The sequence below is a fragment of the Stenotrophomonas genospecies 3 genome (genome assembly GCF_054473855.1).
Genome location: NZ_JBTMUR010000006.1, coordinates 39,310 through 55,103, shown reverse-complemented (window position 1 = coordinate 55,103; position 15,794 = coordinate 39,310). Strand labels below are relative to the sequence as shown.

General features: G+C 67.0%; 16 protein-coding genes. 9 read left to right on the top strand and 7 right to left on the bottom strand.

Translation table 11 applies throughout. The features are described from left to right. Positions 1-471: 471 nt before the first annotated feature. From mdtD to ACX9OT_RS09645, 5 genes are all read right to left on the bottom strand, one after another. The gene (gene mdtD, locus ACX9OT_RS09665; RefSeq protein WP_010482759.1) at positions 472-1,881 is read right to left on the bottom strand and encodes a multidrug transporter subunit MdtD; all 1,410 of its coding nucleotides are present in this window, start codon (positions 1,879-1,881) and stop codon (positions 472-474) included. Positions 1,882-1,973: 92 nt separating this feature from the next. Then, positions 1,974-3,056: a uroporphyrinogen decarboxylase gene (hemE, locus tag ACX9OT_RS09660; protein WP_032127799.1), complete on the bottom strand. Its 1,083-nt coding sequence runs from the start codon at positions 3,054-3,056 to the stop codon at positions 1,974-1,976. A 26-nt stretch (positions 3,057-3,082) separates the two neighbouring features. Next, positions 3,083-3,322 carry a WGR domain-containing protein gene (locus ACX9OT_RS09655; RefSeq protein ID WP_032127800.1) on the bottom strand — a complete coding sequence of 80 codons (240 nt, stop codon included), beginning with the start codon at positions 3,320-3,322 and terminating at the stop codon, positions 3,083-3,085. Between the two features lie 67 nt (positions 3,323-3,389). Next, on the bottom strand, positions 3,390-4,502 hold the full coding sequence (aroB, locus tag ACX9OT_RS09650) for a 3-dehydroquinate synthase (RefSeq protein ID WP_459001857.1): 1,113 nt from the start codon (positions 4,500-4,502) through the stop codon (positions 3,390-3,392). Further along, entirely contained in the window at positions 4,499-5,041 is a 543-nt protein-coding gene (locus ACX9OT_RS09645) for a shikimate kinase (protein ID WP_032127802.1), read from the bottom strand. The genes aroB and ACX9OT_RS09645 overlap by 4 nt, the downstream gene beginning before the upstream one ends. A 98-nt stretch (positions 5,042-5,139) precedes the next feature. Here ACX9OT_RS09645 and ACX9OT_RS09640 point away from each other — a divergent pair, with 98 nt between their 5' ends. Continuing rightward, on the top strand, positions 5,140-5,343 hold the full coding sequence (locus ACX9OT_RS09640; protein ID WP_005410663.1) for a dodecin family protein: 204 nt from the start codon (positions 5,140-5,142) through the stop codon (positions 5,341-5,343). Positions 5,344-5,349: 6 nt separating this feature from the next. Here the strand turns inward: ACX9OT_RS09640 and ACX9OT_RS09635 are convergent, their stop codons facing one another. Further along, positions 5,350-6,177 carry a kinase gene (locus ACX9OT_RS09635; RefSeq protein ID WP_125431738.1) on the bottom strand — a complete coding sequence of 276 codons (828 nt, stop codon included), beginning with the start codon at positions 6,175-6,177 and terminating at the stop codon, positions 5,350-5,352. Positions 6,178-6,217: 40 nt separating this feature from the next. Here ACX9OT_RS09635 and pdxH point away from each other — a divergent pair, with 40 nt between their 5' ends. Then, entirely contained in the window at positions 6,218-6,817 is a 600-nt protein-coding gene (gene pdxH, locus ACX9OT_RS09630; RefSeq protein ID WP_032127805.1) for a pyridoxamine 5'-phosphate oxidase, read from the top strand. A 9-nt stretch (positions 6,818-6,826) separates the two neighbouring features. Then, the gene (locus ACX9OT_RS09625; protein WP_459001854.1) at positions 6,827-7,174 is read left to right on the top strand and encodes a YqfO family protein; all 348 of its coding nucleotides are present in this window, start codon (positions 6,827-6,829) and stop codon (positions 7,172-7,174) included. A gap of 78 nt (positions 7,175-7,252) precedes the next feature. Here ACX9OT_RS09625 and prpR read toward each other — a convergent pair whose 3' ends face one another. Beyond that, the gene (prpR, locus tag ACX9OT_RS09620) at positions 7,253-8,836 is read right to left on the bottom strand and encodes a propionate catabolism operon regulatory protein PrpR (protein ID WP_189720761.1); all 1,584 of its coding nucleotides are present in this window, start codon (positions 8,834-8,836) and stop codon (positions 7,253-7,255) included. Positions 8,837-8,989: 153 nt separating this feature from the next. On the opposite strand from prpR, the gene prpB reads away from it, so the two are divergent. The 6 genes from prpB to prpF all read left to right on the top strand — a co-directional run bounded on the left by prpB (position 8,990) and on the right by prpF (position 15,666). Continuing rightward, positions 8,990-9,883, top strand: coding sequence for a methylisocitrate lyase (gene prpB, locus ACX9OT_RS09615; RefSeq protein WP_005418360.1), 894 nt, complete (start codon positions 8,990-8,992; stop codon positions 9,881-9,883). A 36-nt stretch (positions 9,884-9,919) separates the two neighbouring features. Then, positions 9,920-11,077, top strand: a complete 1,158-nt coding sequence (gene prpC / locus ACX9OT_RS09610; protein ID WP_014038133.1) for a bifunctional 2-methylcitrate synthase/citrate synthase — start codon at positions 9,920-9,922, stop codon at positions 11,075-11,077. Positions 11,078-11,174: 97 nt separating this feature from the next. Continuing rightward, positions 11,175-13,793 carry a Fe/S-dependent 2-methylisocitrate dehydratase AcnD gene (gene acnD / locus ACX9OT_RS09605; protein ID WP_459001851.1) on the top strand — a complete coding sequence of 873 codons (2,619 nt, stop codon included), beginning with the start codon at positions 11,175-11,177 and terminating at the stop codon, positions 13,791-13,793. A gap of 100 nt (positions 13,794-13,893) precedes the next feature. Next, entirely contained in the window at positions 13,894-14,151 is a 258-nt protein-coding gene (locus ACX9OT_RS09600) for a type II toxin-antitoxin system ParD family antitoxin (RefSeq protein ID WP_107432250.1), read from the top strand. After that, the gene (locus ACX9OT_RS09595; RefSeq protein ID WP_107432249.1) at positions 14,138-14,464 is read left to right on the top strand and encodes a type II toxin-antitoxin system RelE/ParE family toxin; all 327 of its coding nucleotides are present in this window, start codon (positions 14,138-14,140) and stop codon (positions 14,462-14,464) included. The genes ACX9OT_RS09600 and ACX9OT_RS09595 overlap by 14 nt, the downstream gene beginning before the upstream one ends. A gap of 23 nt (positions 14,465-14,487) precedes the next feature. Further along, positions 14,488-15,666 (top strand): 2-methylaconitate cis-trans isomerase PrpF, encoded by a 1,179-nt coding sequence (prpF, locus tag ACX9OT_RS09590; RefSeq protein ID WP_459001848.1) that lies wholly within the window; start codon positions 14,488-14,490, stop codon positions 15,664-15,666. Positions 15,667-15,794: the final 128 nt, after the last annotated feature.

Genomic DNA, 15,794 nt, shown 5'->3' with positions numbered 1-15,794 from the left:
TGGGCGTCCTGCCCAACCCGCCCGAGGCATGCCTCGGGCCCATGCGGCTCACGCCCCCGCAACCGGACCCACCCCGGCTTCGACAGAATGCCGCGATCTGCCAGAACGGCGTCGTGCACCGCTTTGGTAGGTGTCGACCTTGGTCGACACAGTAGATCCACGCCACGCGTGGATGACTCATTCGATATCTGACAGATGTGTCGACCAAGGTCGACACCTACCAACAACCGCGCGTTCCAACAGTCGCCGTTACCCACAGCCGCGTGAACCTGTCAGAGGTGGGGCGGTGTGGGCTTGCAGGACCGTTGGCGCCATGGATGGCGCCATCGAGCCCCCATGGACGGGTTTACGGCGTGTCCTGCAAGCCCACACTGCCCCGCCATCCCACGGAATGCTCGCTGTTGCTGTTGCTGTTGCTGTTGCTTCGGGTTGGGCCTCTGCGGGTGCAGGGTGCAACCCTGCCGAACCCCCTCACTCCGCGACGTGCTCGACCTGCCGTGGCTCCGGCTTGGTGTCCGGCAGCTGCCAGAAGATCATCGTCGAGGTCAGGGTGATCGCGCCCACGCACAGGAAGGTGGCGTGCAACGCGGCGGTGGCGCTGTTGCTGTCCAGGTGATTGCCGAACGCGGCCAGCAGGCTGCCGGCCGCCGCGGCACCGAAACCGGCGGCGAGCATCATCACCATCGACAGCAGGCTGTTGCCGGAACTGGCGAACTCGCGGTCCAGATCCCGCAGCGTCACGGTGTTCATCACGGTGAACTGCAGTGAATTGACCGCGCCGAAGAACGCCAGCTGCAGCAGGCGCCAGGCCAGGTGCTGGCCGGGTGTCATCAGGATGAAGCTGGCCATCGCCAGGCCCACCAGCACGGTGTTGACCATCAGCACGCGGCGGTAGCCGTAGCGCTCGACCAGCTTCACCGCCAGCTTCTTCGACACCATGCCGGCCGCCGCCACTGGCACCATCATCAATCCAGCGTTCATCGGGCCAAGGCCCAGGCCGACCTGCAGCAGCAGCGGGATCAGCATCGGCATGGCGCTGCTGCCGATGCGCGAGAACAGGTTGCCAAGGATGCCGATGCGGTAGCTGGGCACGCGGAACAGGGCCAGCGAGAACAACGGCGCGGTGGAGTTGGCGGCATGCAGCCAGTAACCGACCAGTGCGGCCAGGCCGGCCACGGTCATCAGCATCACCAGCGCATGTGGCGTTCCGAGCCCGGAGATGCCGTCCAGCGCCAGCGACAGCACCACCATCGCAAAGGCCAGCATGATGTAGCCGCGCAGGTCGAAACGGGTGCGATGGCTGGCGTAGTGGTCGGGCATGATCTTCATCGCGGCGATGAAACCGATCACGCCGATCGGCAGGTTGATCAGGAACACCCAGTGCCACGACGCGATCTCGACCAGCCAGCCACCCAACGTGGGGCCGATCAACGGGCCGACCAGTGCCGGAATGGCGATGAAGCTCATCGCGCGCAGGAAATCCTCACGCGGCACCGAACGCATCACCGCCAGGCGACCGACCGGCAGCAGCATCGCACCGCCGATACCCTGCAGCACACGTGCCCCAACCAGCTGGTGCAGGTGCTGGGCCAGCGCGCAGGCCAGCGAGCCGAGGGTGAACAGGATGATCGCTACCAGGAAGGTACGACGCGTGCCGTAGCGGTCGGCAATCCAGCCGGAGGCAGGGATGAAAGTGGCCACCGCCAGCGCGTAGCTGAACACCACCGACTGCATCTGCAGCGGGCTTTCGCCCAGGCTGGCCGCCATCGCCGGCAAGGCCGTGTTGACGATGGTCGAGTCCAGCATCTGCATGAAGATCGCCAACGAAACCAGCCACAGCAGGGGGCGCTGGCGGTTGTAGGTCGATGGCGATGTAGACATGGGGTGTGGCCGGTGCAGCGTGGGGGACGCCATGATCGCGCACTGCGGGTCACGGCGCGATCAATATCGCGCCGCAACCGCATGCGCAATGCTCAGCGCTGGCTGTGCGCGTGCACTGCGTCGACCAGCACCTGCACGTGCGCCGGGTCCATGTCCGGCGACATGCCGTGACCGAGGTTGAACACATGGCCCTCGCGCGAACCACCGTTGCCGGCGGCATAGGTGTCGAGCACGCGTGCTGCTGCGGCGGCGATCGCATCCGGCGAGGCGTACAGGGTGGTCGGGTCGAGGTTGCCCTGCAGGGCGACGCGGCCGCCGGTGCGGCGCATCGCCTCGTCCAGATCCAGCGTCCAGTCCAGGCCCAGCGCATCGGCACCGGTCTGCGACAGCGCTTCCAGATGCAGGCCGGTGCCCTTGCCGAACAGGATCAGCGGGGTGCGCTCGTTGCCTTCGCCGCGCTCCAGGCCCTCGGCAATCCGCTGCAGGTAGCGCAGCGAGAACTCGCGGTACATCGACGGCGACAGCACGCCACCCCAGGTATCGAATACCTGCAGCGCCTGTGCACCGGCCGCGCGCTGCGCGCCGAGATAGGCGATCACCGCCTCGGTGGTGACCTCCAGCAGGCGGTGCAGGGCCTGCGGATGGTTCAGTGCCATCGCCTTGATCCGCGCGAAGTCCTTGCTGCCGCCGCCTTCCACCATGTAGCAGGCCAGCGTCCACGGGCTGCCGGAGAAACCGATCAGCGGCACCTGGCCGTCCAGCTCACGGCGGATCAGGCGCACCGCGTCCATCACGTAGCCCAGGTCCTGTTCCATGTCCGGCACCGCCAGCCTGGCGATGGCCGCTTCATCACGCACCGGGTGGCGGAACTTCGGGCCTTCGCCTTCGACGAAGTACAGCTCCAGGCCCATCGCATCGGGAATGGTGAGGATGTCCGAGAACAGGATGGCCGCATCCAGCGGGAAGCGGCGCAGCGGCTGCAGGGTAACCTCGCAGGCAATCTCCGGATTCTTGGCCATGGCCAGGAAGCTGCCGGCCTTGGCCCGGGTCGCGCGGTATTCCGGCAGGTAGCGTCCGGCCTGGCGCATCAGCCAGACGGGGGTGCAGTCCACCGGTTCGCGGCGCAGGGCGCGCAGCAGGCGATCGTTGCGGAGAGGGCTGGTCACGATGGGCATTCCTTGGACGAAAGTTGGCAGCGGCGTCAGTCGCCGTGCGAGAGGATCTGGAAACCGCGGTGCAGTTCGGCATCGCGGGCCTTCTCGAAGGCATGGCGGGCTTCGTCGGCCTGCAGGAACAGCTCGCGCCGCAGCTGCGAGCGGCTGCCGACGCGGCCGCTCTCGCGCAGCAGTTCCCAGCCGCCGAACAGATCCGGCTGCAGGCTCAGGCGCAGGAAGCGCGGTGCCTGCGCACCGGCGTCGGGATGTTGCAGGTAGACGTGCATGGCGCCGATTGTAGCGGGGCCAGGGTGACCCCGGCCGCAACGCGGTCGTACCGGCCGTTGGCCGGCACTACCGGGCCGACAGCACCTTCAGCACCGCTGCCTCATCCACGTCCGGCACCACTTCGGCGCGGCCCATGCCACGCCACAGCACCAGGCGCAGGCGGCCGGCCACGTTCTTCTTGTCCAGCCGCATGCGGCCGAGCAGGGCCTGCGGGTCCAGCCCCGCCGGGATCGCCACCGGCAGGCCGAGCCGTTCCAGCAGCGCCTGCAGGCGCGCGCGGTCGGCATCGTCGGCCAGGCCCAGGTCGGTGGACAGCGTTGCCGCCAGCACCATGCCCACCGCCACCGCTTCGCCGTGGTTCAGCGCATCGCGGCCCGGGGCCGAGTAGCCCTGTTCGGTCTCGATGGCATGGCCGAAGGTATGGCCGAGGTTGAGCAGGGCACGCTCGCCCTTCTCGAACGGATCACGCTCGACGATGGCGGCCTTGTGCCGGCAGCTGCGCGCGATGGCTTCGGACAGTACCGCATCCTCGCCGGCCAGCAGCGCATCGGCATGCTGCTGCAGCCATTCGAAGAACACTGCATCGCCCAGCGCGCCGTACTTCACCACTTCGGCCAGGCCGGCGCGCAGCTCGCGCGGTGGCAGGGTGGCCAGCACGCGGGTATCGGCAATGACCGCGCGCGGCGGATGGAATGCGCCGACCAGGTTCTTGCCGGCCGGAATGTCGACCGCGGTCTTGCCGCCCACGGACGAATCGACCATCGCCAACAGGGTGGTCGGCAGCTGCACGCAGTCCACCCCGCGCATCCAGCAGGCGGCAGCGAAACCGGCAAGGTCACCGACCACGCCGCCGCCGAGGGCGAACACGCAGGCGTCGCGGGTGGCACCGAGCGCGGCCAGTGCTTCGATCGCGCGGCCGAACTCGGCCAGGGTCTTGGAGGCTTCGCCGGCAGCCAGCACGTGCTCGCCGATGATCAGGTCCGCGCGTGCGGCCAGCAGCGTCTGTTTGACCGATGCCAGATAGCGCGGGGCGACTTCGCTGTCGCTGAGCAGCAGCACGTGGCGGCCGCGCACATGCGAGGCCAACGCGGTGCCGTCGGCCTGGGCACCAGCGCCGATGGTGATGGAGTAGGGGCGGTCGCCGCCAACGGCGACCTGCAGCAGGGTGGGGGAAGTCATGCGGTCAGGTCCTGGCGCTGCCATTGCGTGGCCAGCTTGACCACCAGGTGGGCGGTCGCGTCGGCAGCGGTATACGGGTCGGTATCAAGGGTGAGGTCGGCCAGTTCGCGGTACAGCGGGTCGCGGTGAGCAGCCAGATCGTGCAGCACCTGCTCGCGGTCCGGGCGCTGCAGCAGTGGCCTGCCTTTGTCGCGGGCCAGGCGTTCCAGCTGCGCGGCCACGCTGACCCGCAGGTAGACCACGAAGCCGCGCTGGGCGATCAGCGCACGGTTGTCCGGATCCAGTACGGCGCCGCCACCGGTGGAGACTAGCTGGCCGCGGCCTTCCAGCACACGGGCCAAGGCTTCGCGCTCATGGCTGCGGAAGCCGGTTTCACCCGAGTGCTCGAAGATTGTCGGGATGCTGGCGCCGGCGGCATCGACGATGGCCTGGTCGACATCGACGAAGTCCAGCGTGAAGCGCTCGGCCAGGCGGCGGCCGATGCAGGTTTTGCCGGCGCCCATCGGGCCGATCAGGATCAGGTTCGGAGCAGGATTCATGCCCTCTGATGCTAACACCTCCGTGCCCTTGCCTTTACGTTCTTCACGTCAGGCTAGGCGTTCCTGCGGGGTCTCCCGCGCCAGCCGGAGTACAGGCCATGACGGTCGCCAAGGTCATCGAAATCACCGCCTCCTCGCCGAAGAGCGTGGAGGACGCCGTGCGCAGCGGTCTGAAGAAGGTCTCCGAGACGGTCAAGGGCATCCAGGGCGCCTGGGTGAACGAGACCAAGGTGGTCACCAACGGCAGTGGCGAGATCACCGAATGGCGGGTCAACCTGCGGGTGACCTTCCTGGTGGAATAGGCGTGCTCAGCGCACGTCCTGCACCTGGCGCTGGCCGTCCAGCACCACCACGTGGTCGGCCAGGGCGGGCAGGGCGTGCAGTGCCTGCCGGCTGACCCGCTCGTAGTACTGCACGAAGCGTTCCAGCTGTGGCCGGCTCATGCCGTGCCGGCCCGGCTGCGCGGCCTGCAGGTTCTGTTCCTGCTGCCAGCGCCAGCGTGGTACCACCGAGAAATCCGGCGGCTGCAGGAACCAGAGGCGGTCGCAGCGCTGCCACAACGCCGGGTAGTCGCGGGCCAGCGCCTGGTTGCACCAGCGGCGCCAACGGCCATCGGCGTCGGCCTCGCGCTCCAGTGCGTTCAGCGGGCTGTCCAGTGCGTTGTCATCCTGCGCCGGTGTGCCGAGGAACCAGCCTTCGAACACCAGCAGGTCCAATGGCTGCTGCAGCTGCGGCCACTGAGCCTCGGGCAGGCGTTCATCGGCCAGCTTGTCGAATCGTGGCATCGCGAAGGGCTGGCGTGCGGCCACCGCGTCCAGCACGGCGTGGGCCAGCGGCAGGTCGTGGGTGCCGGGCGGCCCGCGGGTGATCAGCAGCGGATGCACCTGGCGGGCCAGCCGTTGGCGCTGTGCGCGGGTCAGGTAGACGTCATCGATCGACAGCGTGGCCGCGTTCAGGCCGCGTGCCTGGGCGCGCGCCACCACCTGCGCGGCCAGCGTCGATTTGCCGCTCCCCTGCAGGCCGCTGATCGCCAATACTGGAACCGCTGCGCCGCTGCCCAGCGCATCATCCAGCGCCTGTTCGGCCAATGTTTCGGGGAATCCTTTCACCTGGGGCATATACGCAGCAGCGGCCATGCAGCCACAATAGCCCAATCCGTGTGAGAAGAACGCAATCATGAGCGACCTGTACGCCGAAGCCCTGTCCACGTTTGCCGGCCTGTTCGACGAGGCCAAGCAGAGCCGCGAGGTCGAGCCGAATGCGATGACCGTGGCCACCGCCGATACGCAGGGCCGTCCCTCAGCGCGTACCGTGCTGCTGAAGGCCTTCGACGAGCGTGGCTTCGTCTTCTATACCCACCTGGACAGCCACAAGGGCCAGGAGCTGCAGGCCAATCCGCAGGCCGCGCTGTTGTTCCTGTGGCGCAGCCTGCGCGAGGCGGGTATCCAGGTGCGCATCGAAGGCCGTGTCGAGCAGGTCGCCGATGCTGAAGCCGATGCCTATTTCGCCAGCCGCCCGCGCATGAGCCAGATCGGCGCCTGGGCCTCGCAGCAGTCGAAGACGCTGGCGACGCGCGAGGAATTCGACGCGCGCGTGGCCGAGATCGAAGCCCGCTTCGAAGGCAAGGACGTGCCGCGCCCGGACGGCTGGAGCGGCCTGCGCGTGGTACCCGACCGCATCGAGTTCTGGTACGGCGCGCAGTTCCGCCTGCACGAACGCTGGTGCTATGAAGCCGGTGCCGAAGGGCGCTGGAGCAAGCGCCTGCTGTATCCGTAAGGCAACCTGATGCAACGCCTGCCGCTGTACCGTGTGGTGGTGTTCGTGCCGTCGGCAGCACTGGATGTAGTGAAGCAGGGCATCCTCGCGGTGGACGCGCTGGCGGCCGGCGACTACGAGCACGGGATGTGGTGGTCGGCGCCGGGGTTCGAGCAGTTCCGCCCGCGCGTGGGTGCGTCGCCCGTGCAGGGTGAGGCGGGCCGCACCGAAGTGGTCGACAGCGTGCGCCTGGAATTCTGCCTGCCTCGGAATCCGCAGCGGCTGCAGCGCATCTTCGAACAGGGCATCGTGCCGCATCACCCGTGGCAGGTGCCGGTGGTGCAGGTGGAGGAAATCGAGCTGCTGCTGGCCAGGTAGATCCACACCATGCGTGGATGAGATGCTTGACGGAAGAGCGGTGCGAACCAAGGTTCGCACCCACCAGGCAACGAGTGGTTACAACCCCTCCGCGCGCAGCCAGCGCCACAGCGTGGTGCGTGAGACGCCCAGCGCCTGCGCCATCCCCTCGCGATCATTGCGATGTTCCTGCAGCAGCGTCTCCAGCTGCGCACGCGGCGGGCGCTTCCCGTTGCTTTCCACCGGCAATGCTACAGCGCCCTCATTCACCAGTTCGGGTGCCAGCTGCAGCAGTCGCGCAGCATCAATCAGCCCTTCACCGGGCTGCCAGTGGATGCGCAGCCGATCCACCAGATTACGCAGCTCACGCACGTTGCCTGGCCAACTGGCGGCGGTCAGCACCGCCAGCGCATCCTCATCCAGTGGCGCATCGATGCCACGCAGCTGGCGGAAGAAGTGCTGCGCCAGCAGCGGGATATCACTGCGCCGCGCGCGCAGCGGCGGCAGGGCAATGCGCAGTGCGGCCAAGCGGTAATACAAGTCGCGCCGGAAGCTGCCGGCTGCCGCGCGCTGTTCCAGCGACTGCAGGGTGGCGGCCACCACGCGCAGGTCCACCGGGGTCGGTTCGGTGGCGCCGACACGCAGTACCTCACGTTCTTCCAGTACGCGCAGCAGGCGGGTCTGCAGTGGCAGCGGCAGTTCGCCGATCTCATCCAGGAACAGCGTGCCGCCGTCTGCAGCTTCAACCAGGCCAACACGGCCGCCACGACGCGCGCCGGTGAAAGCGCCATCGCTATAGCCGAACAGTTCCGCCTCCAGCAGCGATTCGCTGATCGCGCCGCAGTTCAGTGCCACGAAGCGTCCGCGACGACCGCTGGCGGCGTGCAGCTGGCGCGCCACCAGTTCCTTGCCGGTGCCGGTTTCGCCGCTGACCAGCACGGTGCTGTCATGTGGGGCGTAGAGCGCGATCTGCGCGCGCACCCGCGCCATCGCGTCGCTGTCGCCGAGCAGTTCATGCGCATCGGCACGCGCTGCCGGGCGCCGGCGTGGGGCAGGGCGGTTGCTGCCGGAACGTGCCAGAGTCTGGGTCAGTTCCAGCGCATGTTCGAACGCCTGCCGCACCGAGTCGGCGGAGTACAGCAGCACGCCGGGCAGGCCGGCCTGTTCGGCGTGGTCGATGGCCATGCCGGTGCCGACGATCACTTCGATGCCGTTGGCGCGCAGGTCGGCGATGCAGTCGCGTGCGTCCTCGCGGGTGACGAAACGGCGATGCTCGATATCCAGGCCGAAACTCTGCTGGAAGTTGCTGAACACCGGCACGTCGCTGGCGTGGGTGACCAGGCCGATGCGGCTGGCGATGCGTCGCGCGCGCGCCAGTGCTTCCATCAGGTCGAAGCCGTTGGCCTGGATCGGCACCAGCGGCAGCTCCAGCCGGCCGCGCAGCCAGGCGGCGTTGGAGCCGCCGGCAATCACCACATCGCAATGCTCGCGGCGCAGGCGCTGGCCGATCACATCCACCGCTTCCTCGAAGCCGAGGTTGATCTGTTCGATGCGCGCGCGGCGGTCGAACTCGGGAATGACGTCGCCGAGCAGGCCGGTCAGCCGCGAGACGCTGACCGTCCAGATCACCGGGCGGCCGGGGTCGGCATCGGCATGGCGCAGGGGCGAGCGGGGCAGGTACATGGCGGCGGGTTCAGACGGGGTGTTTCATGATACATCTGTTTCAATGTTTCATTTGTTTCGCGGTTGCGTGACGGTCATGTCCGTGAAATCAACGGCTTGCAGCTTGGCATGGTGCTTGCGCCTACCCATCCGTTCTTCAACCTGGATTGCCGCATGACCGCTTCCGCCCCTTTCTCCGCCGGTGCCCGTTTCCGTGAGGCGCTGGCTGCCGAATCGCCGCTGCAGGTGATCGGCGCGATCAACGCCAACCACGCCCTGCTGGCCAAGCGCGCCGGCTTCCGTGCCATCTACCTGTCGGGCGGCGGCGTTGCCGCGGGCTCGCTGGGCCTGCCGGACCTGGGCATCAATACCCTGGAAGACGTGCTGGTGGACGTGCGCCGCATCACCGATGTCTGCGACCTGCCGCTGATGGTCGACATCGATACCGGCTTTGGCCCGAGCGCGTTCAACATCGCGCGCACCGTGAAGTCGTTGATCAAGGCCGGCGCGGCCGCCTGCCACATCGAGGACCAGGTCGGCGCCAAGCGCTGCGGTCACCGCCCGGGCAAGGAGATCGTCTCGCAGGGTGAAATGGTCGACCGCGTGAAGGCGGCTGCCGATGCCAAGACCGATCCGGACTTCTTCCTGATCGCGCGCACCGACGCCATCCAGGTGGACGGCGTGGACAAGGCCATCGAGCGCGCCATCGCCTGCGTTGAGGCGGGTGCCGACGGCATCTTCGCCGAGGCCGCCTACGACCTGGACACCTACCGCCGCTTCGTCGACGCGGTGAAGGTACCGGTGCTGGCCAACATCACCGAATTCGGTGCCACCCCGCTGTTCAGCCGCGATGAACTGGCCTCGGCCGGCGTCGCCATCCAGCTGTTCCCGCTGTCTGCCTTCCGCGCCGCCAACAAGGCTGCCGAGAACGTCTACCAGGCGGTGCGCCGCGATGGCCACCAGCGCAATGTGGTGGAGACCATGCAGACCCGCGAAGAACTCTACGACCGCATCGGCTACCACGCCTTCGAGCAGCAGCTCGATGCACTGTTCGCCGCCAAGAAATAAGCAGTACCCTGCACCATCAAGTTTTCGGAGGGAAACATGAACGATACGACCGCAACCCCGACCTTCAAGCCGAAGAAGTCCGTCGCCCTGTCCGGCACCGCCGCCGGCAACACCGCGCTGTGCAGCGTGGGCCGTAGTGGCAACGATCTGCACTACCGTGGCTACGACATCCTGGACCTGGCCAACACCAGCGAGTTCGAGGAAATCGCCTATCTGCTGGTGCACGGCAAGCTGCCGACCCGCGCCGAGCTGGTTTCGTACAAGGCCAAGCTGAAGTCGCTGCGTGGCATCCCGGCCGCGGTGAAGGCGGCGCTGGAAGAACTGCCGCCGTCGGCGCACCCGATGGACGTGATGCGCACCGGCGTGTCCGTGCTCGGCTGCGTGGCGCCGGAGAAGGACGACCACAACCATCCGGGCGCGCGCGACATCGCCGACAAGCTGATGGCCTGCCTCGGTTCGATGCTGCTGTACTGGTACCACTGGAGCCACAACGGCCGCGCCATCGACGTGGAAACCGACGATGACTCGATCGGTGGCCACTTCCTGCACCTGCTGCACGGCGAGAAGCCGCAGGAATCGTGGGTGAAGGCGATGCACACCTCGCTGATCCTGTACGCCGAGCACGAGTTCAACGCCTCGACCTTCACCTGCCGCGTCATCGCCGGTACCGGCAGCGACATGTACAGCGCGATCTGCGGTGGCATCGGCGCGCTGCGCGGCCCGAAGCACGGCGGCGCCAACGAAGTGGCGTTCGAAGTGCAGAAGCGCTACGACAACCCGGATGAAGCTGAGGAAGACATCAAGGCCCGCGTCGAGCGCAAGGAAGTGGTGATCGGTTTCGGCCACCCGGTCTACACCGTCTCCGATCCGCGCAACAAGGTGATCAAGGACGTGGCCCGCGAGCTGTCCGAAGAACAGTCCAGCATGAAGATGTACGACATCGCCGAGCGCCTGGAATCGGTGATGTGGGACATCAAGAAGATGTTCCCGAACCTGGACTGGTTCAGTGCCGTCAGCTACCACATGATGGGCGTGCCGACCGCGATGTTCACCCCGCTGTTCGTGATCGCCCGCACCGCCGGCTGGAGCGCGCACATCGTCGAGCAGCGCATCGACGGCAAGATCATTCGCCCGAGCGCCAACTACATCGGTCCGGAAGACCGCGACTTCGTCGCCATCGACAAGCGCGTCTGATCCACCTGCCGTACCCATCCGGCCGGCCGCGTGCCGGCCGGGTGCTTTCGCCGCCGCACCGCCGGCACCCGGCCCGCCCCAAGTACTCCGCCAGCCCATGAATACCGATTACCGCAAGAACCTCCCCGGCAGCGCGCTGGATTATTTCGACGCGCGTGCCGCTGTTGATGCGATCCAGCCCCGCGCCTACGCCACCCTGCCTTACACCTCGCGCGTGCTGGCCGAGAACCTGGTGCGTCGCTGCGATCCGGCCACGCTCGGCGATTCGCTGAAGCAGCTGATCGAGCGCCGTCGCGACCTCGATTTCCCGTGGTTCCCGGCGCGCGTGGTCTGCCACGACATCCTCGGCCAGACCGCGCTGGTGGACCTGGCCGGCCTGCGTGATGCGATCGCCGACAAAGGTGGTGACCCGGCCAAGGTCAACCCGGTTGTGCCGGTGCAGCTGATCGTCGATCACTCGCTGGCGGTGGAGTGCGGTGGTTTCGATCCGCAGGCGTTCGAGAAGAACCGCGCGATCGAAGATCGTCGCAATGAAGACCGTTTCCACTTCATCGACTGGACCAAGCAGGCCTTCGAGAACGTGGACGTGATTCCGCCGGGCAACGGCATCATGCACCAGATCAACCTGGAGAAGATGTCTCCGGTGATCTACGTGCAGGACGGCGTGGCCTTCCCGGATACCTGCGTGGGCACCGACAGCCACACCCCGCACGTGGATGCGCTGGGTGTGATCGCCATTGGTGTGGGTGGTCTGGAAGCGGAGAACGTGATGCTGGGCCGCGCGTCGTGGATGCGCCTGCCCGACACCGTCGGTGTCGAACTGACTGGCCGCCCGCAGCCGGGCATCACCGCCACCGATGTGGTGCTGGCCCTGACCGAGTTCCTGCGCAAGGAACGCGTGGTCGGTGCGTGGCTTGAATTCTTCGGCGAGGGTGCTGCGGCACTGACCATCGGTGACCGCGCCACCATCTCCAACATGTGCCCCGAATACGGTGCGACCGCCGCGATGTTCTACATCGACGGGCAGACCATCGATTACCTGCGCCTGACCGGCCGCGAGGAATCGCAGGTGGCGCTGGTGGAGAACTATGCCCGCACCACCGGCCTGTGGGCCGATGATCTGGCCACCGCGCAGTACGAGCGCGTGCTGCGCTTCGATCTGTCCAGCGTGGTGCGCAACATGGCCGGCCCGTCCAACCCGCACAAGCGCGTGGCGACCGCCGAGCTGGCCGAGCGCGGCATTGCCGACGAAGCCAAGCTGGAAGCGGGCAGAGCCGAACAGGCGCAGGGCCTGATGCCCGATGGCGCGGTGATCATCGCCGCCATCACCAGCTGCACCAATACCTCCAACCCGCGCAACGTGATCGCCGCTGCACTGCTGGCGCGCAACGCCAACGCGCGTGGCCTGCAGCGCAAGCCGTGGGTGAAGTCGTCGCTGGCGCCGGGTTCCAAGGCCGTGCAGTTGTACCTGGAAGAGTCCGGCCTGATGCCGGACCTGGAGCAGCTCGGCTTCGGCATCGTCGCCTTCGCCTGCACCACCTGCAACGGCATGAGCGGTGCGCTGGACCCGAAGATCCAGCAGGAGATCATCGACCGTGACCTGTATTCCACCGCCGTGCTGTCGGGCAACCGCAACTTCGATGGCCGCATCCACCCGTATGCGAAGCAGGCCTTCCTGGCTTCGCCGCCGCTGGTGATCGCCTATGCCATCGCCGGCACCGTGCGCTTCGATATCGAGAAGGACGTGCTGGGCGTGGACACCGACGGCAACGAGGTGCGCCTGAAGGACATCTGGCCGAGCGACGCCGAGATCGACGCGGTGGTGAAGGCCTCGGTGAAGCCGGAGCAGTTCCGCCGCGTCTACAACCCGATGTTCAACGTGCGCGTGGAGCACGGTGCGGCGGTCAGCCCGCTGTACGACTGGCGCCCGCAGAGCACCTACATCCGCCGTCCGCCGTACTGGGAGGGCGCGCTGGCCGGTGAGCGTACGCTGTCTGGCATGCGCGCATTGGCGGTGCTGCCGGACAACATCACCACCGACCACCTGTCGCCGTCCAACGCGATCCTGGCGTCCAGTGCCGCCGGTGAGTACCTGGCGAAGATGGGCCTGCCGGAAGAGGACTTCAATTCCTACGCCACCCACCGCGGCGACCACTTGACCGCGCAGCGCGCCACCTTCGCCAACCCGAAGCTGTTCAACGAGATGGTGCGCAACGACGACGGCAGCGTGAAGCAGGGTTCGCTGGCGCGCGTGGAGCCGGAAGGCAAGGTCATGCGCATGTGGGAAGCGATCGAAACCTACATGGACCGCAAGCAGCCGCTGATCATCATTGCCGGTGCCGACTACGGGCAGGGCAGCTCGCGCGACTGGGCCGCCAAGGGCGTGCGCCTGGCCGGCGTGGAGGCGATCGCGGCCGAAGGCTTCGAACGGATTCACCGTACCAACCTGATCGGCATGGGCGTGCTGCCGCTGGAGTTCAAGCCGGGCACCACCCGCCTGACCCTGGGCATCGACGGCACCGAGACCTTCGACGTGATCGGCGAGCGCACCCCGCGCGCCGAGCTGACCCTGGTCATCCACCGCCGCGACGGCCAGGACGTGATCGTGCCGGTCACCTGCCGCCTGGACAGCGACGAGGAAGTGGCGATCTACGAGGCCGGCGGCGTGCTGCAGCGTTTCGCCCAGGACTTCCTGGAAGGCGCCAAGGTGGCGTGATGCGGGGCTGAATGCCTGCCCCCGGCGTCCGGGGGCGGGCTTGTCCGACACCAGGGCAGAGCGCACACTGACTTGGCAAAAACTGCCAAAGGAGAGTTTCGTGGCCACCATGAACATTTCGCTGACCGATCCGCTCAAGCAGTTCGTGGACGAGGAAGTGCGCGAAGGCGGCTACTCCAGTACGTCGGACTACGTGCGTGACCTGATCCGCCAGCGTCAGCGCAGCAAGGCTGAAGCGCTGCTCAAGCAGTTGATAGCCGAGGGGCTGGCATCGGGGCCTGCCGTTCCGGTGACAGCGGCTACATTCGAGCGGATGCGTCGCGAACTGACCGAAGGGATGGAGCGTGAAGGCGATTGAATGGAGGCCTCGGGCCGAAGCCGACGCAGCCGATGCCGCGCTGTGGTTCGCACGGCAGGGGGGCCTGGTACTGGGTCGGCGCTCTCTCGCCGAGTTGGAGGCCACGCTTCAACGCATCGCGGTGTTTCCAGGCTCGGGTTCCACCCGGCACGCCGATCTTGCAGCACAGCTGCCGGTGCCTTTGCGCTTCATGCTGGTTCCGGGCTTCGAACGCTACCTCGTCTATTACCTCGATCTACCGGACCGCGTGGACATCATGCGTGTGTGGTGCGTTGATCGTGGCCTTGTCGCACTGATGCAAGATATTTCCTGAAATTCAAATGCGTGGATTCGACGATGACCTTCCTCCCGCAACTCCGTATTCCCGCCACCTACATGCGCGGCGGCACCAGCAAGGGCGTGTTCTTCCGCCTGCAGGATCTTCCCGAAGCCGCGCAGGTGCCGGGCGCCGCACGCGATGCGCTGCTGATGCGCGTGATCGGCTCGCCCGATCCGTATGGCAAGCAGACCGACGGCATGGGCGGCGCCACCTCCAGTACCAGCAAGTGCGTGATCATTTCCACCGCTTCGGTGCCTGACCACGACGTGGACTACCTGTATGGCCAGGTGTCGATCGACACCGCCTTCGTCGACTGGAGCGGCAACTGCGGCAACCTCAGCACTGCGGTGGGTCCGTTCGCGATTGCCAACGGTCTGATCGATCCGGCCCGCGTGCCGCGTGACGGCCTGTGCACCGTACGCATCTGGCAGGCCAACATCGGCAAGACCATCATCGCCCACGTGCCGATGCGCGATGGCGAAGTGCAGGAGATCGGCGATTTCGAGCTGGACGGCGTGACCTTCCCGGCGGCCGAGATCCAGCTGGAATTCATCGATCCGTCCGATGACGGCGATGCGGGTGCGATGTTCCCGACCGGCAATCTGGTCGATACCCTGGAAGTGCCCGGCGTGGGCAGTTTCGAGGTGACGATGATCACCGCGGGAATCCCGACCATCTTCCTCAACGCCGCCGACCTCGGCTACACCGGCACCGAGCTGCAGCCGGCGATCAATGAGGACAAGGCCGCACTGCAGAAATTCGAGACCATCCGCGCACATGGCGCGCTGCGCATGGGCCTGATCTCGAAACTTGAAGACGCAGCAACCCGCCAGCACACGCCGAAGGTGGCCTTCGTGGCGCCGGCGCAGGACTATGTGTCGTCCAGTGGCAAGGCAATCCCGGCGTCGGCCATCGATCTGCACGCACGTGCGTTGTCGATGGGTAAGCTGCACCACGCGATGATGGGCACCGCCGCCGTGGCGATTGGTACCGCCGCGGCGATTCCGGGCACGCTGGTCAATCGTGCGGCCGGCGGCGGCGAACGCGAAGCGGTGACCTTTGGTCACCCCTCCGGCACGTTGCGCGTGGGTGCGCAGGCCGGGTTCGTTGACGGACAGTGGACGGTGACCAAGGCCATCATGAGCCGCAGCGCCCGTGTGCTGATGGAAGGCAAGGTGCGGGTGCCGGCCGAGTAACCAGCCGGTCGGCGCTGGCATCACATGCTTCGGTAGATGCCAACCTTGGTTGGCATGGCATTGGCACCGCCCGGGCAATGTCCAGCGCCAACCACGGTTGGCGACTACCGGGAGGCGCGGCCTGACCT

Bases quoted from the DNA above. Each gene is read 5' to 3' on its own strand.
- prpF (WP_459001848.1), top strand. From the start codon at position 14,488: ATGACCTTCCTCCCGCAACTCCGTATTCCCGCCACCTACATGCGCGGC.
- ACX9OT_RS09645 (WP_032127802.1), bottom strand. From the start codon at position 5,041: ATGAATCCTGCTCCGAACCTGATCCTGATCGGCCCGATGGGCGCCGGC.
- prpB (WP_005418360.1), top strand. From the start codon at position 8,990: ATGACCGCTTCCGCCCCTTTCTCCGCCGGTGCCCGTTTCCGTGAGGCG.
- aroB (WP_459001857.1), bottom strand. From the start codon at position 4,502: ATGACTTCCCCCACCCTGCTGCAGGTCGCCGTTGGCGGCGACCGCCCC.
- prpR (WP_189720761.1), bottom strand. From the start codon at position 8,836: ATGTACCTGCCCCGCTCGCCCCTGCGCCATGCCGATGCCGACCCCGGC.
- ACX9OT_RS09655 (WP_032127800.1), bottom strand. From the start codon at position 3,322: ATGCACGTCTACCTGCAACATCCCGACGCCGGTGCGCAGGCACCGCGC.
- prpC (WP_014038133.1), top strand. From the start codon at position 9,920: ATGAACGATACGACCGCAACCCCGACCTTCAAGCCGAAGAAGTCCGTC.
- hemE (WP_032127799.1), bottom strand. From the start codon at position 3,056: ATGCCCATCGTGACCAGCCCTCTCCGCAACGATCGCCTGCTGCGCGCC.
- ACX9OT_RS09625 (WP_459001854.1), top strand. From the start codon at position 6,827: ATGCAACGCCTGCCGCTGTACCGTGTGGTGGTGTTCGTGCCGTCGGCA.
- ACX9OT_RS09635 (WP_125431738.1), bottom strand. From the start codon at position 6,177: ATGGCCGCTGCTGCGTATATGCCCCAGGTGAAAGGATTCCCCGAAACA.
- ACX9OT_RS09640 (WP_005410663.1), top strand. From the start codon at position 5,140: ATGACGGTCGCCAAGGTCATCGAAATCACCGCCTCCTCGCCGAAGAGC.
- mdtD (WP_010482759.1), bottom strand. From the start codon at position 1,881: ATGTCTACATCGCCATCGACCTACAACCGCCAGCGCCCCCTGCTGTGG.
- pdxH (WP_032127805.1), top strand. From the start codon at position 6,218: ATGAGCGACCTGTACGCCGAAGCCCTGTCCACGTTTGCCGGCCTGTTC.
- acnD (WP_459001851.1), top strand. From the start codon at position 11,175: ATGAATACCGATTACCGCAAGAACCTCCCCGGCAGCGCGCTGGATTAT.